General features: G+C 36.3%; 21 protein-coding genes and 4 pseudogenes. 18 read left to right on the top strand and 7 right to left on the bottom strand.

The window, feature by feature from the left end; translation table 11 throughout:
- The first annotated feature begins 383 nt into the window (after positions 1-383).
- The 11 genes and pseudogenes from J7I96_RS11600 (at position 384) to J7I96_RS11650 (ending at position 6,749) form a co-directional block, all read left to right on the top strand.
- The gene (locus J7I96_RS11600) at positions 384-917 is read left to right on the top strand and encodes a DNA/RNA non-specific endonuclease (protein ID WP_311315170.1); all 534 of its coding nucleotides are present in this window, start codon (positions 384-386) and stop codon (positions 915-917) included.
- Positions 918-1,328 (top strand): immunity protein YezG family protein, encoded by a 411-nt coding sequence (locus J7I96_RS11605; protein ID WP_214768110.1) that lies wholly within the window; start codon positions 918-920, stop codon positions 1,326-1,328.
- Positions 1,329-1,661: 333 nt separating this feature from the next.
- Complete coding sequence (locus J7I96_RS11610; protein WP_214768111.1) at positions 1,662-2,045, top strand: hypothetical protein; 384 nt, start codon at positions 1,662-1,664, stop codon at positions 2,043-2,045.
- A 25-nt stretch (positions 2,046-2,070) separates the two neighbouring features.
- Positions 2,071-2,547, top strand: a complete 477-nt coding sequence (locus tag J7I96_RS11615) for a hypothetical protein (RefSeq protein WP_214768112.1) — start codon at positions 2,071-2,073, stop codon at positions 2,545-2,547.
- A gap of 214 nt (positions 2,548-2,761) precedes the next feature.
- Positions 2,762-3,457 carry a pre-toxin TG domain-containing protein gene (locus J7I96_RS11620; protein ID WP_214768113.1) on the top strand — a complete coding sequence of 232 codons (696 nt, stop codon included), beginning with the start codon at positions 2,762-2,764 and terminating at the stop codon, positions 3,455-3,457.
- A gap of 2 nt (positions 3,458-3,459) precedes the next feature.
- The gene (locus J7I96_RS11625; protein WP_311315169.1) at positions 3,460-3,954 is read left to right on the top strand and encodes a DNA/RNA non-specific endonuclease; all 495 of its coding nucleotides are present in this window, start codon (positions 3,460-3,462) and stop codon (positions 3,952-3,954) included.
- Positions 3,955-3,975: 21 nt separating this feature from the next.
- Positions 3,976-4,431: an immunity protein YezG family protein gene (locus J7I96_RS11630; protein ID WP_214768114.1), complete on the top strand. Its 456-nt coding sequence runs from the start codon at positions 3,976-3,978 to the stop codon at positions 4,429-4,431.
- Between the two features lie 336 nt (positions 4,432-4,767).
- Complete coding sequence (locus tag J7I96_RS11635; protein WP_214768115.1) at positions 4,768-4,998, top strand: hypothetical protein; 231 nt, start codon at positions 4,768-4,770, stop codon at positions 4,996-4,998.
- 260 nt (positions 4,999-5,258) lie between these two features.
- On the top strand, positions 5,259-5,645 hold the full coding sequence (locus tag J7I96_RS11640) for a hypothetical protein (protein WP_214768414.1): 387 nt from the start codon (positions 5,259-5,261) through the stop codon (positions 5,643-5,645).
- Between the two features lie 24 nt (positions 5,646-5,669).
- Entirely contained in the window at positions 5,670-6,170 is a 501-nt protein-coding gene (locus J7I96_RS11645; RefSeq protein WP_214768116.1) for an Imm6 family immunity protein, read from the top strand.
- Between the two features lie 170 nt (positions 6,171-6,340).
- Positions 6,341-6,749, top strand: a pseudogene (locus J7I96_RS11650) (immunity protein YezG family protein).
- A 191-nt stretch (positions 6,750-6,940) separates the two neighbouring features.
- Here the strand turns inward: J7I96_RS11650 and J7I96_RS11655 are convergent.
- The 3 genes from J7I96_RS11655 to J7I96_RS11665 all read right to left on the bottom strand — a co-directional run bounded on the left by J7I96_RS11655 (position 6,941) and on the right by J7I96_RS11665 (position 10,911).
- Positions 6,941-7,849 carry an iron-hydroxamate ABC transporter substrate-binding protein gene (locus J7I96_RS11655; protein ID WP_214922841.1) on the bottom strand — a complete coding sequence of 303 codons (909 nt, stop codon included), beginning with the start codon at positions 7,847-7,849 and terminating at the stop codon, positions 6,941-6,943.
- A 1,006-nt stretch (positions 7,850-8,855) separates the two neighbouring features.
- Positions 8,856-10,067: a SpoIIE family protein phosphatase gene (locus tag J7I96_RS11660; RefSeq protein ID WP_214768118.1), complete on the bottom strand. Its 1,212-nt coding sequence runs from the start codon at positions 10,065-10,067 to the stop codon at positions 8,856-8,858.
- A gap of 22 nt (positions 10,068-10,089) precedes the next feature.
- Positions 10,090-10,911: an alpha/beta fold hydrolase gene (locus J7I96_RS11665; RefSeq protein ID WP_214768119.1), complete on the bottom strand. Its 822-nt coding sequence runs from the start codon at positions 10,909-10,911 to the stop codon at positions 10,090-10,092.
- Between the two features lie 572 nt (positions 10,912-11,483).
- On the opposite strand from J7I96_RS11665, the gene J7I96_RS11670 reads away from it, so the two are divergent.
- Both J7I96_RS11670 and J7I96_RS11675 read left to right on the top strand, forming a co-directional pair.
- A complete protein-coding gene (locus J7I96_RS11670; RefSeq protein WP_214768120.1) occupies positions 11,484-11,681 on the top strand; it encodes a hypothetical protein in 198 nt (65 codons plus the stop codon).
- 169 nt (positions 11,682-11,850) lie between these two features.
- Positions 11,851-12,813 carry a peptidoglycan-binding protein gene (locus J7I96_RS11675; RefSeq protein WP_214768121.1) on the top strand — a complete coding sequence of 321 codons (963 nt, stop codon included), beginning with the start codon at positions 11,851-11,853 and terminating at the stop codon, positions 12,811-12,813.
- Between the two features lie 106 nt (positions 12,814-12,919).
- Here J7I96_RS11675 and J7I96_RS11680 read toward each other — a convergent pair whose 3' ends face one another.
- On the bottom strand, positions 12,920-13,228 hold the full coding sequence (locus J7I96_RS11680; RefSeq protein ID WP_214768122.1) for a hypothetical protein: 309 nt from the start codon (positions 13,226-13,228) through the stop codon (positions 12,920-12,922).
- A gap of 257 nt (positions 13,229-13,485) precedes the next feature.
- Between J7I96_RS11680 and J7I96_RS11685 the strand changes: the two genes are divergently transcribed.
- Together J7I96_RS11685 and J7I96_RS28785 are read left to right on the top strand one after the other, a co-directional pair.
- Entirely contained in the window at positions 13,486-15,090 is a 1,605-nt protein-coding gene (locus J7I96_RS11685) for a phosphodiester glycosidase family protein (protein ID WP_214768123.1), read from the top strand.
- 360 nt (positions 15,091-15,450) lie between these two features.
- Positions 15,451-15,654 (top strand): annotated as a pseudogene (locus J7I96_RS28785) (transposase); the annotation flags it as partial.
- A gap of 10 nt (positions 15,655-15,664) precedes the next feature.
- Here the strand turns inward: J7I96_RS28785 and J7I96_RS11690 are convergent.
- From J7I96_RS11690 to J7I96_RS11700, 3 genes and pseudogenes are all read right to left on the bottom strand, one after another.
- Positions 15,665-15,810: pseudogene (locus tag J7I96_RS11690) on the bottom strand (transposase); the annotation flags it as partial.
- 143 nt (positions 15,811-15,953) lie between these two features.
- Positions 15,954-16,538: a TetR/AcrR family transcriptional regulator gene (locus J7I96_RS11695; protein WP_214768124.1), complete on the bottom strand. Its 585-nt coding sequence runs from the start codon at positions 16,536-16,538 to the stop codon at positions 15,954-15,956.
- A 7-nt stretch (positions 16,539-16,545) separates the two neighbouring features.
- Positions 16,546-17,298, bottom strand: a complete 753-nt coding sequence (locus J7I96_RS11700; RefSeq protein WP_214768125.1) for an alpha/beta fold hydrolase — start codon at positions 17,296-17,298, stop codon at positions 16,546-16,548.
- A 201-nt stretch (positions 17,299-17,499) separates the two neighbouring features.
- Here J7I96_RS11700 and J7I96_RS28790 point away from each other — a divergent pair.
- The 3 genes and pseudogenes from J7I96_RS28790 (at position 17,500) to J7I96_RS11715 (ending at position 20,232) form a co-directional block, all read left to right on the top strand.
- A pseudogene (locus J7I96_RS28790) lies at positions 17,500-18,049 on the top strand (recombinase family protein).
- 397 nt (positions 18,050-18,446) lie between these two features.
- Positions 18,447-19,142: a vancomycin resistance response regulator transcription factor, VanR-F/VanR-M family gene (vanR, locus tag J7I96_RS11710; protein WP_214768126.1), complete on the top strand. Its 696-nt coding sequence runs from the start codon at positions 18,447-18,449 to the stop codon at positions 19,140-19,142.
- Positions 19,135-20,232, top strand: a complete 1,098-nt coding sequence (locus J7I96_RS11715; protein WP_214922840.1) for a sensor histidine kinase — start codon at positions 19,135-19,137, stop codon at positions 20,230-20,232. Before vanR ends, J7I96_RS11715 begins: the two co-directional genes overlap by 8 nt.
- Positions 20,233-20,234 lie beyond the last annotated feature (2 nt).

Here is a 20,234-nt window from a genome sequence, read left to right on the forward strand (position 1 = left end):
GCCTTAACACAAAAGTTAAGGTCTTTTCATTGTTGAAATAGAATATGTATCATCTATCGGTTCTCAGATAATAGGCCGTGAGGACTTAAAATCATATAGAATTACTTCAGGCAAGGTGGCATAGGAAAAAATTAGCGAGTGGTACAAATTTCATCCCTTACAGCAAGGAATTTGCGCAAAAACAGGTTCAGAAGGTTCAAGCTACAATAACAGACATAGCGAGATCTGGAAAAACCACATTAAAAAATATAGGTGAAGAACTAGGCAAAAAAGAAATTCCTAAACAAATAATTTTGGAACAAGTTTCCCTCGCAGGAGGACCAAACCTTCCCCAAATTGTAATGGAAAAGCAGACAATTAAGGAAGCCTATCAGAAATTCACGGTGAAGGATAAAAAAGTAGAGGGTGTTTCAGGGGAGAGTGTTCCTAAGGATATAGATAACGTTAGATATGGTGAACAATACACGAAAGTAAATCGTAAGAAGACCATAAAACCCAATGTAGAGTATACAACAAAAGAAGGATATAAATATACCACTGATGATAACGGACGTATTGCGATTGCTGAAGCTAAATTAGAATTGGGTAAAGCAAAACGAAATCCTTATGCCCAAAGAAAGGTTGGAGGAGACGATAGACTATCAAACGATGATGGTGGACATTTAATTGCAAGTATCTTTAAAGGTTCTGGTGAAATAGATAACTTAGTACCCATGAATGCTACTTTAAATAGGAGTGAATATAAGACTCTAGAGAATACATGGAAGAAGGCTTTAGTAGAGGGTAAAGAAGTAACCATTAAAGTAAAACCCATATATGAGGCACAATCAGCTAGACCAAGTGAGTTTAAAATCAACTATGTAATAGATGGTAAAAAATATTCAGATAGATTAACTAATTATTTAGGAGGTAAGTAGATGGAAACCAAAATAATGGAGCAGACATATCAACAAATTGCGAATACATTAATTAATATAATTCCAGAGGATTGGAAACAAATCTTTTTATACGCTGAATTTAGAGAAGGTTATAAAAAAGTTTTTTTCTATTATTACCCTGAAACTGGAGGGGAACCAGTATATAGTCTGGATATAACAGATTTATTTAATGTTGATGAGGAAGAGTTTGATGGGCTTGATGATGATTTGTATAATTATTTTTCAAGATTGCGTGAAGAATTTAAGAAGCAAGAACAGGAACTATGGACAAACCTAACTTTCATTTTAGATAACACAGGAAAAATGAAAATAAATTATGGATATGAGGATATTTCAGAACTTAGCCCAGTAGAAAAACAAGATAAATGGGAAGCTGAATATCTAAAGTAATACATTATATAGAATGAAACCCCTTGATTGGCTAAATGCATTTCAAGGTTTCTTTTTTTGGGAGCTACCTAGTGCCGAATAAATAGTTTGGTACTAAGAGAGTAGAGATAACACTTATTAGTTATAAATAATGTTTGACAAAAATTTATCGTACATAAAAACAACTTTAAAAACAGGTACCCTATTTAAGCCCTATGGGTACCTCAGATAAAAGTCCGTCAGGTCTAAAGTGGTACAAAGTTCGTCCCTTACAGCAAGGAATTTGCGCAAAAGCGGTTCAGAAGGTTCAAGCTACAATAACAGACAATTAAGGAAGCCTATCAGAAATTTACGGTGAAGGATAGAAAAGTAGAGGGTGTTTCAAGGGAGAATGTTCCTAAGGGTATAGAAAAAGGCAAAAATATTAAGGACTATAAAAAGACATTCTTTGATGAATACCCAGACCTTAAAGGTAGTGTAGTAGTTCATCATGCTATAGAGCAACAAATTTTAAAAAGGCACCCGAATTTATTTTCACTTGAGGAAATACATGCTCTAGAAAACCTGAGAGGTATACCAAAAGAAGTAAACAGTGATATACATTTATCAAAAATAAGAATAGATTGGAATAGATTTTATAGAAATAACCCTAATCCCACAAAAGAGGAAGTAATAGGCTATATGATTGAGTTAGATCAAAAATATGGTGAAAATTTTAATCCGCCAGTGAAAAGGTGAGAATGTGATAGGAAGGATGTTACTAATGAAATTATATTTTTTAGAACCAGAAGTATCAGGTGGTCATGGTGAACATACCATTTATGGAACAGAAGAAGATATTGCAAATGAAGGTATTTCAGGAAAGGTAAAATATTTACATTATGAGTTTGAAGGATGGCTAGGAGATGACCTGTTAGAGTCAACACCAGCCTTTATTGTGTCAAGTAAACTTGAAACAGAATTAAAAAATAGTGAATTTAAAGATTACAAATTAGAAAAGTGTTTAATTACTACATCTGATGAATTTAAAGAAATGTATCCAAATAAGGAATTACCTAAATTCAGCAGATTTATTCCGCTTGGTAGAGTTGAAGTAGAAGGAGAGAACTTCAAAAATTGGTCAGGACATCACTTCTGTTTATCACCAAAAGGTGAGTTAGTTGTAACTCAAGAGGTTATGGACTTTTTTAAAAGAGTTTTAATAGATAATTGTTATATTACAACCCTAACACAGGAATAAATAATAAAACCTTAGAGATATCAAAAATCTCTAAGGTTTTATTATTTGAAGGGAGAGCCGAATTCTTTTTTATAGTATTGAGATTGACCTATTGTTAGACCTACACAGCATTTTAAGAAGATATAAAGCCGTACTTAAAGTTAAATCGTATGTACAATATACCTTTTTTACTATGCCGTAAGGCTACTCTGCCTTAATTAATTTCTGAATGTCGATGTCTAATACTTTTTTTCCTAAGATTAATAGAAAAAATATAAAGCTAAGCCTAGAAAACCGCCCATGGTATGAAAAAGCCTGGGATACGACAAAAACCTTTACAGGGGAATTCACGGGATATTATGATTCTATCAGGGCCTCAACCGGAGTCGATCCAGTAACGGGCCGCAAGCTGTCCGATGCCGAACGAATCGCCGCCGAACGAATCGCCGCCGGCGCCATGGCCGCCGCTGGATTCATCCCCGTCGTCAGCTGGGCCGGCCGGGCCATCAAAGGCGGAAGCGCCCTATACAAAGCGGCCAAAGGACTTAACGCAGCGGACCACGCGCTCGATGCCTATAAAACGACAAAAGGCTTTAGCCTCCTCCAGAAAACCGAATACGGGATATACGGGCTCCTCGCTGCCAACGGCCTCGGTGAAGCGGCAACCGACAAAGACATGTTCAGCAACCAGCTAACCGAGGAACAGCGCCAGAACGGCCTGTTGATGGCACTCGGAATCGGCGGTGTGGCAGGTGCGGCGAAGGTCGCCGATAAAGTAGCAAGTGGTACAAAGTTCATCCCTTACAGCAAGGAATTTGCGAAAAAGCAGGTTCATAAGGTTCAAGCTACAATAACAGACATAGCGAGATCTGGAAAAACCACGTTAAAAAATATAGGTGACGAACTAGAAAAGAAATACTTAAACGAATAAGTGTGGAACAAGTTTCACTCGCAGGAGGACCAATCCTGCCCCAAATTGTAATGGAAAAACAGACAATTAAGGAAGCCTATCAGAAATTCACGGTGAAGGATAGAAAAGTAGAGGGTGTTTCAGGGGAGAGCGCGCCTAAGGGTACGCGTAAAGATAATTCAGGAGTAAGTGAAGTCAAAACATTTATCGACAAAGGGCAACAGTTTACAAATGGTAGAAAAAATAGGTTAAAGCCTGATATTAGGTATAAAACTGGAGAGTATGATTACTTTTATGAAACAGATAATGTAGATAGGATTGTAAAATTTGAAACAGAAAATTTACTACAATTAACAACGAGAACAGATAGATTGTCACACAGAAAAAACACACCTGGTAAAGTAAAAGGTCAGGACCATGCAGGGCATTTGGCAGGTGATAGGTTTGGAGGCTCACCTAAAATTGATAATTTGGTTTCGCAATTATCTGATGTTAATTTGAAGCAATATAAAAATTAATCAAAGGAGTGAAAAAGTAGTATGAGAGAATTTGAAGATAAGTTTAGTGAATTGCAAGCAGATATGATATCCATATGTATGGAATATGTTGAAGATAGAGCTGATAAAGTATATGTTTATGCTTCATGTGAAGAAGGAATTATTTCGAGCAGTTTCTTTTATTTGATTAACAATAAGTATGTAAAGTCTCATAAATTGAATGATGCATTGGAAAATGGGGAAGAAAGATACGATGTGTCTACAGAACGAGGGTTTATGGTACTTGATATTATCAATGAAAATACTGAAAAAATAAAAGTATTGTGCAAAGAATATGAAAGAGATATGCCCACTGAGATGAAATTAATATATGATGTTAAGAGTGGGAACTTCAAAGCTGAATACAAGTATGATTTAGTATATGCTAATGACGATATTAAAATGGCCCATCATATTGCTAATGAGTGGTTTGAGGCGTTAAAAAATAACAACCTTTAAATTGTTTACACTCGAAGATACGCTCTAATTTGAATTCATGACTCATTAAGGTTGTACCTTCAAGTTGTGTCGATGTAATTTTAATATTAGGTAATAAGAACGAAAATAGAGCGGGATAACATTTAAATAAATAGGCCCCCTCATAGATGTCATACTGTCAACATTAAAACATGAAACTTAATGATTTATTTAGAAAATACTTAAAGCGCTTGATTGTCTACTAAAGGCAACGAGTGCTTTTTAGCGTTAAAAATTAAAAGAGCACATAATTTTTATAATACCCCTAAGTGTTAAATTGTTATTATCTGTAACGGGGAAGCGGCAACCGACAAAGACATGTTCGGCAACCAGCTAACCGAGGAACAGCGCCAGAACGGACTATTGATGGCACTTGGAATCGGCGGTGTGGCAGGTGCGGCGAAGGTCGCTGATAAAGTAGCGAATGGTACAAAGTTCGTCCCTTACAGCAAGGAATTTGCGCAAAAGCAGGTTCAGAAGGTTCAAAAGCCTTCGGCAGGGAAATCGGCAAGGTGGAAGTACCTCTCCGTATTAGGGTCGAAGAATTAGCGACGGTGTATGGAAACAACTATAAACATGTCACTTTTGATAAAACGACGATTAAGGATATCGTGCAGAAGTTTGCGGTGAAGAGTGGATGGTGGTAAGGGTTTAAATGGAACTTTGAGTAAACCGGGTATTAACATAGGGAAAGAGGTGTTCCTGAAACTCAAACAATTGCTATTGGAAAAACAGATGTAAAAGGTTTAGAAGGTAAAATATTTGAGGGTGGCTCACCCAAAGTTAGAAAAGAAGCAGGTTTACCAAGTTTGGATGAACTATATCCCGGTCGTGAAATTAAAGCTCCTTATAATAGAGCAATAAGAGGCCATGCCCAGTTCATGGATCATGCAGAAGAAGGTATAATAGCTGAATTTGAGGATGCTGTTAAAAAAGCACGACTCAAACCAGAAGATATGAAGGGAACACTATATATTCATCAGTCTAATCCAAACGGAATTTGTAATAAATGTACAAAGGGTTTGTTTGATCCTGTTCCAGATGATGAAAGGGGAATATTTAAGCAAATGACTGATATGTATCCTAATTTAAAAATTAAGGTATCGACTGAAATAAATCCAAATTTACCTTATCCAAGGGATACATTGTCCTTTGAGGTGATAAATGGGTTGCCAGAAAAAATGTGGTTAAAATAAGAAAATAAGTAGGGAATGATAATTATGGATTTTATCAATAATCTAAACGCAGCGGCTAAGGTTGCAATAGGATTGGTAATAGCTGAAAAAATGTATAACATAATTAGTATGGACGAACCCGGATATAAAACTGGTAGAGAAGCTCTAGATTTCTGTTGGAAATGGCTTGAAGGTGAAAAAATCGATGCGGATGATTTGTGTAACTACATAGATAGCGAAGATGTAGATGTAGCTGAGTTTGCAAATAAAGAAAAGGATGTACAAAAACAATATGCATGGTATTCAGTTTTAGATGCAGTTTCTTATACAACTTATCAAGCATATAAAAAGGAAAAAAGAGACTTTGTGATTGAAGTGATTGATGATGAAACGTTAAGAATACTAGGTGAAAATGCAATTGAATCTGGTTATTTTAATATTGAAAGTCTAAATAATGTAAAAAAATACTTATTGGAAAACTACTCATTAAACCATAATATTGAAAACTATAATTATATAAAAAGGGGTAGTTTACCGTTGTTCTAAAAACATAAAATAGACCTTCTTCCTAAGGGAGAAGGTTTTTTTACTTAACAATACTTTTTAGGTGAACCTGGGAATGTTAAGAAAAATTGAAAATAGAGCAGGGGGTATAAAAAATGAATGAATCAAAACTAAATGAATATTATCAGAAAATAGCTCAAACTGTAAATGAGATGATTCCAGAAGAATGGAGTAAAGTAATTTTGTATGGAGAAGTTAATGAGGGGACAGGGCGCGTTCTTTTTCTATCAGTCTAATATTAATGATAAACTCATATATAGTCACGATATCCCTGAATTACATAGTATTAGTAGAATAGAGTATAGAGATACATGGCGGAGGTTAATGAAGGTTTTAAAAGAATTATCAGATGAATTTAAAGATAATAATCAAGAACAATGGACCAATTTAACTTTTACTTTAGAAAGTACCGGTAAATTTAAGGTTGACTATGATTATGAAGATCTATCAGATGCAGATGATCACGAAAGAACGGTTATTTGGGAATATAATCGTTTAGGCCTATTACCTGAATCTGAATATGATAAGAGTATTTTAGAAGAATACCTTAAAAAAGAATAATGGAGGACAAGAAAAGCTTGTTTTTCTGTATGACCTTAACGGTAAAGTTAAGGTCTTTTATCAGTTAGATTTAACACTTGATTGCCTTTTAGGCAAAATTAGTGCTTTTTGTTTTCCTGAGAAGAAATTAAAGTGTAAAACACATTACATTAAAGAAGGAATTCTCATTTAAAGAATTCCTTCTTTGCATACTATTTGTTAAGAAATGATTTTTCGAAAAATTCCAGAAGATGTTCCAGAGTGATTGGATCACTGTAGGTGGATGCTTTACTATTTATTTCAAATATACGATCGTTCTTAACTGCGGGTATATTTTTCCACGTTTCAGTCACCACAAATGAATTAACTACATCCGGGTTTTTACTAAAGATAATATAATCTCCAGTATACTCAGGAAGCACTTCAGATGAGAGGACATAAATGCCGGATTTAAGTGCCTTTTCTTTTACTTTTTCAGGCATTTTCAAGTCCATTGCTTGATACAATATTTCTGTTCCGCGTGCATAATTATTTCCAAATACATAAAACTCTTTAGCATCATTTTCAATGACAGAAACGGTTGCATCTTCACCAATTTTTGCACGTATCGCTTTTCCTGCTGTTTCTGCACGCGTTTCGAAATCTTTAACCCATTCTTTTGCTTCCTTTTCTTTGTTTAAAAGTTTTCCGATTTCTATCTGCTGTGATAAATAATCTAATTTTCCCCAAGTGAATACAACAGTCGGAGCAATTTCATTTAGCTTTCCGATATTTTTCATCTCGGATCCCGCTATGATGAGGTCCGGTTCCAGTTCAATGATTTTCTCCAGGTCTTCTTCTGAAACGACTTCCACGCCCTTAAGTCTATCTTGAAAAAGGGGATTCATATTAGTCCATTGATCTATTCCAACAATATTACCTTCCAAAGCCAATACATTAGGTCCATTGGAGAGAGCAATTATTCTTTTTGGGTTTTTAGGAATCTCAATAGGGCCAGTTTCTGATTGATATGTAATTGTTTCTGATTTTGTCTTGGAATCATTATTTTCGTTCGCTTTCTCGTTGTTCCCACAGGCACTAAGTACGAACAAGAGCAGAAAGGGTATGAATAGCTTTTTCATTTTGATTTTCTCCTTACTGATATAGTATAGGTTAAAACTAATTAATAATGATATTCATTTTCATTTACTACATCAACATATTAATAGGAATGATAATCATTGTCAATAACTTTCGCCAGATTGCTAAACTCCGTGACTAAACCTTCACCCCTGCTAGTATTGTGTTTTCTCGTAAACCAAGTCTAGTAGTTAAAGGTGGATAGCACATTCAACCGAATGCCGCATCCTAAGAAGAGGGATAAAATGGCTAGGTTCGCGTCATCATTTTTCTGCATACGTCGTTAAATACTTGATGTTGAGGACTTCAGATTGGATCTTTTTAAAATTTATAAGAATATTTGTTTACATAACTATATTATGGTTTAATCGTTGAGAAATCATATATGTTTGAACGAAAATAATGATGCGAAGATCGTTTATTCCTGGCCATAAAACTTGGGGAGATTTTAGTTTGCTTCCATACTTTGGAGATTGTCCAGAATCATGGAAGATGAATTGATTTGCATTCAGTCTAAACTTTTAGCAACTTGTCCACACCTTCCAACAGTCCATGCATATACAATAGTAAGGAGGGTGTTAGGATGGAGATAAACTGTTGTTATGAAGAAAAATGTTTTGAGAACAATGACCCAAGTACAGTATGGTTTCCTGGAAAGCGTTGTAAATGTAAGTGCAAATGCAAAAAAAACAAGCGCCGTTTTCATTAATCACTAACTGAATGACTGGACATGAGTTGTTCAACAGAGGCAGGCCTAGTGGCTGCCTTTTTATTTGGACATGCGTGGTATATATTAGTGGAATTGTGCTGATAGATAAAGATGAAAAAACACTCAACCACTATGGCAGAGTGTTTTTAAGCATGGGTGATAGAAAATTAAAGTTCATTGAACTAAAGTTAATCCCTAAATAGAAGGGCGTTTCGATCATAGTTTCCACTATACGAACTCCCAAGAAATTGAACAGTAACTTGGATTAATTATGTAGCAGTTAGAACAGCCCCGGTGTCTTATTTTAGTTTAACTAAAATAAGACATTGGTCATCTTTACGTTGGAGAGTGTCCTCTTCATATCTAAGCGATTGTATAACTTCTTCCTTAAGTGTAGATAAAGGGGCAGCGGAATAGGTCTTTAACAATGAGCATAAACGGTCTGAACCTAAAGGTTCTTCAACTCCATCTGTATAAAGGCACAGCATACTTTCCTTATTGTATGTAAGGGTATTTGTTTTAAAAATTATATCTTCAAACATCCCGAGTGGTGGCCGATTAGAACGCAACTCATATTGTTTTCCGTTTATATCCTGTAAAAGAACGGATGGATGGCCTGCATTGATATAATTAATTTCTCTCTTATCAGTATCGATTAAAAGGTAGACGGCAGTGCAGTAATGAGAAGATTTACTTGTGTTTTTGAATAAAGAATGAAGATGGTCATCTAATTCCTTCATCACCGTTTTCACTTCTGTACCTTTTAAAATTAATCTTTCAAATATGGAATGTAGTGACATGGTTATTAGGGCAGAAGAAAGTCCGTGCCCCATCACATCAAGTAGGATAAGGCCATACCGTTGGGCATCAATTTGGTAAAAACCATATATATCACCCGATAATTGATTGGAGCCTTTATAATACGCTTGGATTTCAAGATGTTCATTTATAATAGGAACTGGTAATAGTGTCTCTTGTATTTTTTTGGCAAGACCGAGTTCTCTTTCTGTATCCACTTTGTATTTTTCATTTTTTTCGTTCAGTTCAATCAGCTTATTCTTTTGCATTTTCATCGTTTCATGAGCAATCTCTAATTCAGCATAAGCCTTATTCCTAGCATTTAGTGCGGTCTCTGCCTCTTTTTTCGCCATAAGAAGCTCATTTTCTAATTCGTTTCTTTTTCGCATTGGAATCACCACACACTCAATAATGGTTCGTCCATCTCGCTCTCTTTGAACAGCGTTGAGTAACACAGGTATTTCTTCATCATCTACAGACTTTAAGGATATATATATTTCCTCAATCTGATTTTCTAACTTTATCAGAGGAACGAGATAAAGCTGATGAAAGAGTATAGCTGAAGCCGGAAGGATAAAATTAATAGGCTGCCCTTGCAATTGATCGAGATTATACCCCAATAATTTAAGTAAGGTTTGATTAACGGATAAAATATCATCTTCTTCTGATAAAGTTAAATATCCGCAGGGTGCCTCATTTAGTTGTTCATTCACAAAAATTCACACCCATCTATATCTATAAATCGTTTGTCGGAAGTTCATCCAAAAACTGTCTCATTAAGAATATCGTCTCTTCAGGATGACTCATATGAGGACAGTGTCCTGTTGCTTTCATCATTTTCAATGTACTATCGGGAAGATGCTTATGAATATATTCACCTACTGCTGACGGAGCAATAACATCTTTGGAACATTGCAAAATGAGTGATGGTACTTTTACTTTTGCTAAGTCTTTACGGTTGTCTGCAAAAAAGGTAACCTCCGCAAATTGTCGTGCGATAATGGGATCAGTAGAACAAAAACGATTCTCTAAATCCCGTTTAAGCTCTGGGCGATCTGGATTACTCATGACCGTTCCCGCAAAAGCGGATGCCCAGCCTATGTAATTTTTGTCCATCATATCAAGCAATCCTAAAAGTTGTTCTTTCTCGAATCCCCCGTAATAATCAGTAGGGAGATTCAGGTAGCAAGGGGAAGGACCAACCAGGACAAGTTTAGAAAAATATTCAGGATGTTTAATGGATGCCAGCATCCCAATCACACATCCAACAGAGTGTCCAACAAATATAGCATCTTTTAGGTCTAATGCGGAACAAACATCAAGTACGTCTTGTGCATACCCATCAAGAGTACTGTATCTTTCCACATTATATGCCTGTATATCTGAATTACCTGACCCAACATAGTCAAATAGAATAATATGGTATTCATCTTCGAAATCTTTTGCAATTGATTGCCAGACATTTTGATCACAACCAAAACCTGGTGCAAATATCATTGGTCGTGTACCTCTTCCTCTTATCTTTACATTATTACGCAATAAAATATTGGAATTCATGATTGGCTCCTTCTAAAAAGATATACTTACTATATGTTAACACTAACCTTATTCGAATTAAAGAATTACACTTAAGAACTGAATCAGAGAAATACCCAAAACTTCCTCAGGATATTCTTAAAATTGCTTGAACTTGAACAGGAATGAGGAGAGAACTATACACTTGGCGGAGTTTCAAGACTTTTGGAAACTCTTGGTCTTACGTATACACGAACCTATTATACCCGGAAATGGCGATAACGTTCCTTGATAATTAGTCTTTGGATAGTCTTATTATAAAAAGGAATCATGTATTGAAGAACTGCGAGGTTTTTTTGATTAGATCGCTAAGAAATATATGGTTATAGTTTAATAGAAAAAATAGGGACTATTATTATGGGTACTTAAATTTCTGCCATTTTCTGACCCAAATCCTTGAATTTTGTTTTACCCTATCTGATGACTAATTGGGACAATTAATAGCTGGCTTCAGTTTTTTTAAGCAAAATAATTTTGAATAATAATCGATATCGGACGCCTTGTTTGTTTTTCTTGTATAATAATACTATATTTTACAATAGGAGGAATCATTCATGGACCAAGCCAGCAGTTTAATAGGGCTTTTTGCAATCATACCGATTTTGTTTTATTTGGGACTTATTGTTTTAAGTGTTTATTTCATAATTAAGATCATAAAATTCATCAATGCAAAGGCAAGATTAGATCAAGAAAGAAATGAAAAGCTGGATGAATTGATAAAAGTCATTGGAAAAGATAAAGAATCAAACTAAGCCACTATAATTTTAAAAAAGCACAATTCCATTAAGGGGTGTGCTTTTTTTATTTAAGAAGGATGAAAGCATACTAGTTGCACATAAAATGGGCGCTTTTTTTGTAACGTCAAGGTAGGTGTACAAGCATTTCCTAATTAGCACCATAACATATTAGGAGGTGATTGAATTGACAGTTAAATTAGAAACTTTATTGGATCGTTCAGAAAAGAATATGGGCAGCGGAATTCATCCAGTCGTAAAAGAATCAGCTTTGGAAATGGTTAAACGGGCATACCAAGAAGGCATTTTCGTGCAAATCAGCGCAGGTTATCGGTCTATGGAAGAGCAAGCAAAGCTATATGGTCAAGGTCGCCTAGGTTATATATACGATGGTAAAAACTATAGTGATTTATCGAAGCCAAGAGTGACCAACGCGATGCCAGGTCAATCTTACCATAACTATGGACTAGCCATTGATTATTTCATAGTCAGCGATGATGGAAAGAATGCCATATGGACAGTTGATGCAAAATGGAGACGTGTAGCGGCTATTGGTAAATCCTTGGGCTTTGCATGGGGCGGGGATTGGTCAAGCTTTAAAGATTATCCACACTTTGATATGACGGGGGGACTGACTTATTCTCAGTTAAATACGGGAACAAAGCCTAGACTGATATCAAAAGTGAATGGAACCACTCCACCAGCTACACAAGTTGAATCCGAAGTCATTGTAAAAGATACACCAGTAAAGGACAGCGGCAACCAAACTATCAAGTCCATTCAGAAGACATTAAATAGCAGATATAATACAAAAATAGATGTTGATGGATATTATGGTCCCAATACTAAAAAAGCGCTGATCAAGGGTTTTCAAACCGAATTGAATAAACAATATGGTGCAAAGATTAAGGTTGATGGAATATGGGGCCCCCAAACAAAAGCGGCTTCACCTAATGTTAGGGAAGGGGCGGAAGGAAATATCACCTATATCCTTCAAGCTGCACTTTATTTGGAAGGACATAATCCACATGGTATGGATGGTATCTTTGGAAGCGGAACGGAAATAACTGTGAAGGCATTTCAAAGGGCCAATGGATTATCTGCAGACGGCATCGCCGGTGAAAATACCTTTGCAAAACTATTTGGATGATATTTGAAATGGAATAGAACTATATTGCTTAAAATTAGCTTAGCAAAAAAGCCCTATGAGGGCTTTTTTTGTATGAATGAAAAAATATTTTAGAATAGCAGTCATTTTAAAAGTAAATATCCCAGTCGTTTAGGAATCGAAGTATAAGAAACGTAAAAATACATATCGGGACAAGAAATGTAACCGCATTAACTAAATGAAAGTACTTTAATGCGGAATGCTTTTTGACTTTAATCACTAAATAGAAGAATGATGAAGTTGCAATCAATGGGCATAACAAGCCTAGATCAGTTAAAATGCTTGAAATTGGGTGGTTCATAACACTAAGTCCAATAAGGAATGAAGCAAGGCAGATAACATTGATAACCGACAAAATGGTTGGTATTAACAACAAGTTCTTTTTTACTGTCTCCATAAATTTCGCCTCCTAGGAGATAACCCCACACATATCTTATAATATTCACGATTATCCAGCAAAACTTTTGATTAACTGTAAACAAAGACAAAATACTCAAAATTTATCCATCCACAAATAAGAATTGTAATATTTACCGAGTATTTATGCTCAATTTTGTTCACTTAAAATTGACTGAAATATAATGGTTTTTTTAATTTTCCATCATATTTAGACAATAAAGTTAAAGGAGGACATAACTTTATTGGAGGAGAAAAATGAAAAAAATATGGAAAAAGCCCATTTTGCCTATCGCCTCTATTAGTCTGGCATCTGTGATGTTTGTAAATGCCATTCCCGAAACTCCAGTTCAAGCAAAATTGAATGTTCCGTCACAGGTGCAAATGAAAAATCATTTGCTTCCGCTTGGAACGCCAAATTTGCACGAGGAAAGAACTTCCATGAATCTAGCACCAGGAGTGAAGTATACCAAAATCAATCGTGGTGAAACATCTTCTAAAGATTTTTACACAGTGGATGTGGCATTTGTAGAAACACAAAAGCAGGCAAAGAAATTGTTGGAAAACTTAAAGAAAGATGGTTTCAAAAATGCTCATATCATAAAAGAAACGGATCGGGCCGTGGATGACCGGAAAAAGGGACCGCTTGGGTACATTGTTCGCATCGGTCAATATCAGCTGGAAGCAGATGCAGCCGAATTGAAAAACAAGTTATCTGAAAAGGGATATTCGGGACTTCGGACTGTGTATACGGGTGAAGACGGAGAGAAAACAACAGGACCATGGGTAGTGAACGTCCTTGAAGTGGATCAGGATCGATTTCATGGGCATGTGGTGCCTGAATTAGCTAATGGTGCAGTGGCAGGAAAAGAAACATTGACCCAAATCGCAGATAGAAATGATGCCATTGCAGGAGTTAATGCTGGATACTTTGTTATGGGAGAGAAGGATGGAACACCAGGCGATCTTGCCGGTATATTCGCAAGCAAAGGTCAACTTGTCAGTGAAGCTATAAATGGCCGTTCAGCTCTGATTTTATCTTCTGTTGAAGAGAAGGCAAACATTGCATCCGTGTCCACGTCAATTCAGGCTACTTCAACTGATGGGGCAGTTAGGGAAGTGGATGGATTAAATCGGAAGCCAGGATTGATCCGCAATTGTGGCGGTGTTGGAGGAGATACGACAACAGAACGGGCAAAACATGATTACACTTGTAAGGATGAAAGCGAACTTATCCAATATACGTCCGTATTTGGGGGAAAGACTGAATCGGGCGTCGGTATGGAAGTGGTAGTAAATCATGCCGGGGTAGTGGCGGAAATTCGTAACAAGCGTGGGGGAGCCATTCCGAGCGGTGGTTTTGTTCTTGCGGGAACGGGGGAGGCGGCAGAGTGGCTTCGAGACCATGCTCGGCTAGGAATGAAGATTCAAGTGAAAAGTAAAATCATCGGGGATGGAAAGCTATTAAAATTAGACCAAACCACAAGTATGCTTAATGGAGGTCCTCGATTATTGGAAAACGGAGAAATTTCCATTAATGCCGTAGAGGAAGGCTTTCACTGGGAAGAAGATCCAGGATTTTATTATCGTTTTGGGGAACGTCGTAATCCTAGAACGCTTGCAGGAATCAAAGAGAATGGCAATCTATTATTTGTCACCATAGATGGACGCGCACCCGGATGGAGCGTGGGAGCTAATTTTGAAGAAAGTGCGAAAGTCATGAAGTCATTAGGGGCAGTCGATGCCATCAATCTTGATGGCGGCGGATCGACGACCATGACAGTTGGGGATGACCGAGTCACAAGACCATCTGATGCAGCAGGTGAACGCCCGATAGCCGACGGTATTCTGTTAATAGAATAGATGGTCAGAGATTAACGTCTTCATTTATCGTTTTAGTTCAAGCGGGTCAAAAAAAATCTCTTCAGTTAGGTTACTGAAGAGATTTCAGACTGTAGACAAACTCAATGAAAATACGAGTTTGTCTATTTTTATGGCTTGTACAATTTGGACGTTGATTGGAACTTAGGGCACTCGCTATCCGCGGTCGGTCGGGGAGCCTTCTCGGCTTTCGCCTGTGGGGTTTCCCCTAGACGCGCTTTTCTAAGCAGGAGTCTCGTACCTACCGTTCCAATCAACTTTGTTTTACCTTTTAGATAGAACATTTTTAACTAGAGTCATTTTTGTTTTAAAATAGAAGTATTAAAACCTGAGGTGATGAGGATGCTTTCTAAACATGATCCTATTCAGCGAGATCAACTTGAAATGATTACTTTATATCAACTGGTGCCACCGAATCATTTGGTTCGAAAATGGAGGCTGCCATTGACTTTACTTTCATTTCATTTATGACTTGGTGAAGATATGTATTCAAATGTAGGACGCCCAAGTATTGATCCAGTTATTTTAATTAAACTGACTTTCATTTAATATACCTATCTTTAAAACGTCGCTCATAATTTTTCCCGAACGTGGAGTATGAGGTACTTTATCATGGAAACCATTGCCTAAGAACCAACGGTAAGCCATATTGGTTTCAACTTCTTCAATCGTTTTACGCATGGAACGAATACCGATGAAGTAGGTTCTGACGGCTTGATGATGTTCGAGATAATGTATTAATAAATAGTTCTTCTCATAAAAGAGAACGTCAATGACGATCTTTTTTTTTCTCCATTTTAGCTGAGGAAGCTCCTTTTTAAATCTTCATTCAAGATATGTCTAGACTAGTTACAAAACTCCCTTATGATCTGGTTCTTTATTTCTTCTATCGGAAATTCCTGATGATAGGTGGATATCATCAACATAATTCCTTGTAGGACAGATGAAAAATATAACGATCGTTTCCTAGGATCCATTTCACCCATATTTTCAAATATTTTACATTGAAACTCAAATTGTCTAGCATTTTCTTCAATTATGAGTTGACTGTATTTTATCAACTCTTCATCTGACTCTGGCTGAGTTTGAAGGTGTAGATAGAACCGATGGACTTCTGGCTTTTGGTGGATATTATCAATGGCACCATTGATTATATATTCAAGCTGTTCACGAGGTGTATTTAAGGCGAACGCTTCTTCCATGACTTCCACCACTTCCCTGATTCTGGCCTCGACCATTTCAGAAAGAAGTTCTTCTTTCCCTTTATAATAGTTATAGAGTAACCCTTTCGAAATGCCCGCCTGCTTGGCTATATCGCTTATGGAAGTAGCGTAATAGCCTTGTTTCATAAATAACTCCATGGCTGCAGTGCGAATTTTTTCTTTGGATGCTTGGCGAATACGGTCATTCTCTTCGGGTGTACGTGGCATTTTATCTTCAATCCTCCATAAAAGCAGTGAATTCTTGATATAAAACTTCAGAATGGGTGAGGGGCAGCATATGATCGGCATCCTCTATTTCGATGAAACGGATGTTTGGAACCTTTCGGAAACAATCGGCAACCCGGAAATTATCTGCCAAGTCCTTTTTGCCGATAAAAAATAAAGTTTCGGGGTTCAATTCTTCTAATCGATCCATTGCTGGAGGCTGTGGCCATATCATGCAGAAATCAGCGGGCCACTTAAGCATGCGCCCGAAATGATGCCTGAGCATTTGGACAGTGAGATCTTTGTGCGGACTATCGATAACAACTTGATATGTTGGTGAATGAAGGGCAAGCTCTAACATCTTATCTATATTGGGTGCACTTTCCAATATCTTGTTATGATATTGTTCAAAATCCTTTGAATAGGGAAAACCAGTTAAAGAAGGAGCAATTAATACAAGTTTCGATACCCTTTCTGGGTGATTAAGGGCGAAATCAGTTGCAATCTGCCCGCCCATGGAATGACCTATAATCGTTGCCTGATTAAGTTCCAGGTAATCCATTAGTGCCAATACATCGTCAACATAGTTTGCATGTTTTACGGGGGATGGTGATTTACCGGCACCACGGCCATCAAAAGCGATCACTTGGTAATTTTCAGTTAAAAGAGATGCTAAGAATGTCCATTGCCTCAAATCAACTCCACCACCATGAATAAGAACAACAGGAAGACCCTTGCCATTTACCTCGAAATGTAAATCCAATGCAACCTCTCCTTTTTTATTACTGAATTTTCAGATTCATTTTATTATTGAATGAACGTTTAGTCAATAGAAAATGCAATTAAATTTTATACAACTGTCTAAAAGTATAATAACTTTTATGTTGATTTTACTATTAATGTTAATCTAAATGTTTATGTAAAGTGTCTTAAAGTTAGTATATGATTTAAATGAATAAAACATATTAGTCTTTTAGACAGAGGTGCTTTAAAAGGCTTTAATTGGGTAGTTTCAACAGTTGGACAAACACTTGAAAATCAAATTGAATCACTTCAGGGAAATGGCTGTATAAAATACTTAAGAAAAACAATCTGGAGCAAAATCAAATCGAATAGCTCTTCATGGAGCATTAGAGTATTTGCGAGAAGGAGATAAGCTAATTGTAACTAAAATAGATAGACTTGCTCCTCAGTCAAAGACCTACATAACAATGCTAGCCAATTAGAGGAAAGAGGCATTGGTCTTGTTTTCTTAAAAGAGCAAATAGATTTCTCAACTCCATCAAGGAAACTAATGTTCACAATGCTAGAAGAAATTGTGTGAATTTATGAACGAAAGAACAGCAGAAAGACAAGGGAAACATATGGGAAGACAAGGTCAACCAAGGAAAAACTTAGAACGTGCATTAGATCACTTTGGTAATCGAGAAGAAAATAAAATCAGTGTTAATGATATTGTGAAAATGACAGGTGCCCCGAGTAGTACCATCTATGCAAATGCTAAAGATAGGTAAAGCTGTATAAGTAATATTTGAAGGAAAGGAGAAGGAGGGTTAGAATCTTACATTCACTTTAATCTTGGATATTAGAGCTGTAACATTTTTACCTTAATGCGTGATGTTACGTTTTTTAATAAATACGTTAATGATGGATCACCCCGTTTTGGGACCTTTCGTGAAAATGATACACCCTCTATTATTAAGTATTCGCAGCCTTTTTTTCTGAATAGGTAGGCGGATACTAAACTTGAGGTATTGCGTTACGAACTACAAAGACTTATATTCAATAATCGGGAAGCTTGTGGAATAAACAAGTGATAATTGAACTCTTCAAAAACAGCTGATTTTTTTATGATACAACTTCTTAACACATTTAGACGATTAATGATAACTTTTTGTAGGGGTGGAATACATGGAAAATATAAAAATTTTAATAGCTGATGATGTTGTTGAGATTGCTGATTTGGTTGCTATCCATTTAGAGAAAGAAGGGTATCGTGTCATTAAGGTATCGGATGGACAAGAAACCATTGATGTTATCCAGACTCAACCAATTGATTTACTGATTTTGGATATTATGATGCCGAAAATGGATGGATATGAAGTTACCCGTCGCATTCGCGAAAAACATAATATGCCCATTATTTTTTTGAGCGCTAAAACGTCTGATTTTGATAAAGTGCAGGGTCTCGTGATTGGAGCAGACGATTATATGACGAAACCATTTATACCCATTGAATTGGTAGCTCGGGTAAATGCACAGCTGCGGCGCTTTATGAAATTGAATCAACCTAATTATAAACAGAATCCAAACCTGGAATTTGGAGGATTAACGATTTCTCCTGAACAACGTACAGTTACTCTATATGGTAAGAATATTGAGTTAACACCGAAAGAGTTTAAAATTTTATATTTATTAGCCAGCAATCCCAATAAAGTCTATAATGCAGAAGATATTTTTCAGAAGGTATGGGGGGATGCATACTATGAAGGTGGGAATACCGTTATGGTTCATATTCGTACTTTGCGGAAAAAACTTGAAGAGGATAAACGAAAAAACAAATTGATAAAAACTGTATGGGGGGTAGGTTATAAATTCAATGGGTAATATTCTACGAGGGTTTCGTTCAAAAATGATCATATTGTTAGGTTTAAGCATGTTGTTGTCTAGCGTCATAACATATTTCCTCTTTAAAGTACTCCAATTGTATTATTATACGAATGTTAATCATGGAGATACACTAGCTTACTTTCGCAAAATCATCCAAAATATTGGGGACCTAAACGTCTTTTTGCTTTTATTTATCACGCTTTCGATATTCTTTTTCTTTTTACTTACAAAACCCTATTCTGCCTATTTCAATGAGATTTCAAAAGGAATTCATTATCTCGCTCAGGGTGACTTTAAGCATCGAGTTCAAATATTGTCAAATGATGAATTTAGTGATATTGCACAAGGCATTAATTTGGCAAGTGAAAAATTGGAACAAGCCATAGAAAGGGGTGACTTTTCGGAAAGTAGTAAAGAGCAGTTAGTAGTTAATTTGGCTCATGATTTGCGCACACCTCTTACTTCCGTGTTAGGTTATTTGGATTTAATCCTTAAGGATGGTAATTTGACTGAAAAACAGATCAGGCATTATTTAACGATTGCCTTTACCAAATCTCAACGCTTGGAAAGGTTAATTGATGAATTATTCGAAATAACTAGGATGAATTATGGGATGTTACCAGTTGAAAAGAAACAAATCGATTTAAGTGAGCTCCTTGTTCAATTGAAAGAGGAATTGTATCCTGTCTTCGAGAAAAACGATTTGATGGCAAGAATGAATATTACTTCCCCTTTATCTATTATGGGTGATGGAGAGTTATTGGCACGTGTGTTTGAAAATCTTCTGATTAATGCAAATCGCTATGGGTATGAGGGGCAGTATGTGGATATCAACGGTTATATTGATTCAGAGGAAGTGGTTATTCAAGTTATCAATTATGGGGACGCCATTCCTCCAGATGAACTGCCTCATATTTTTGATATGCTGTATACTGGTGACAAAGCACGAACTCATCAAGAAAATAGTACAGGTCTCGGTTTATTCATTGCGAAGAATATTGTAGAGCAACACAATGGGACAATATCTGCCGCAAGTGATTTAATACGCACTATATTTGAAGTTCGATTACCAATGGCGGATTCTTGAGA

Source organism: Bacillus sp. ISL-78 (assembly GCF_018613455.1).
Classification (GTDB): Bacteria; Bacillota; Bacilli; order Bacillales; family DSM-1321; genus Peribacillus; species Peribacillus frigoritolerans.

Coding starts and splice junctions, on each gene's coding strand:
- J7I96_RS11685 (WP_214768123.1), top strand. CDS start 13,486: ATGAAAAAAATATGGAAAAAGCCCATTTTGCCTATCGCCTCTATTAGT.
- J7I96_RS11695 (WP_214768124.1), bottom strand. CDS start 16,538: ATGCCACGTACACCCGAAGAGAATGACCGTATTCGCCAAGCATCCAAA.
- J7I96_RS11645 (WP_214768116.1), top strand. CDS start 5,670: ATGGATTTTATCAATAATCTAAACGCAGCGGCTAAGGTTGCAATAGGA.
- J7I96_RS11635 (WP_214768115.1), top strand. CDS start 4,768: ATGTTCGGCAACCAGCTAACCGAGGAACAGCGCCAGAACGGACTATTG.
- vanR (WP_214768126.1), top strand. CDS start 18,447: ATGGAAAATATAAAAATTTTAATAGCTGATGATGTTGTTGAGATTGCT.
- J7I96_RS11620 (WP_214768113.1), top strand. CDS start 2,762: ATGTCTAATACTTTTTTTCCTAAGATTAATAGAAAAAATATAAAGCTA.
- J7I96_RS11680 (WP_214768122.1), bottom strand. CDS start 13,228: ATGGAGACAGTAAAAAAGAACTTGTTGTTAATACCAACCATTTTGTCG.
- J7I96_RS11665 (WP_214768119.1), bottom strand. CDS start 10,911: ATGAATTCCAATATTTTATTGCGTAATAATGTAAAGATAAGAGGAAGA.
- J7I96_RS11630 (WP_214768114.1), top strand. CDS start 3,976: ATGAGAGAATTTGAAGATAAGTTTAGTGAATTGCAAGCAGATATGATA.
- J7I96_RS11715 (WP_214922840.1), top strand. CDS start 19,135: ATGGGTAATATTCTACGAGGGTTTCGTTCAAAAATGATCATATTGTTA.
- J7I96_RS11615 (WP_214768112.1), top strand. CDS start 2,071: ATGAAATTATATTTTTTAGAACCAGAAGTATCAGGTGGTCATGGTGAA.
- J7I96_RS11670 (WP_214768120.1), top strand. CDS start 11,484: ATGGACCAAGCCAGCAGTTTAATAGGGCTTTTTGCAATCATACCGATT.
- J7I96_RS11655 (WP_214922841.1), bottom strand. CDS start 7,849: ATGAAAAAGCTATTCATACCCTTTCTGCTCTTGTTCGTACTTAGTGCC.
- J7I96_RS11605 (WP_214768110.1), top strand. CDS start 918: ATGGAAACCAAAATAATGGAGCAGACATATCAACAAATTGCGAATACA.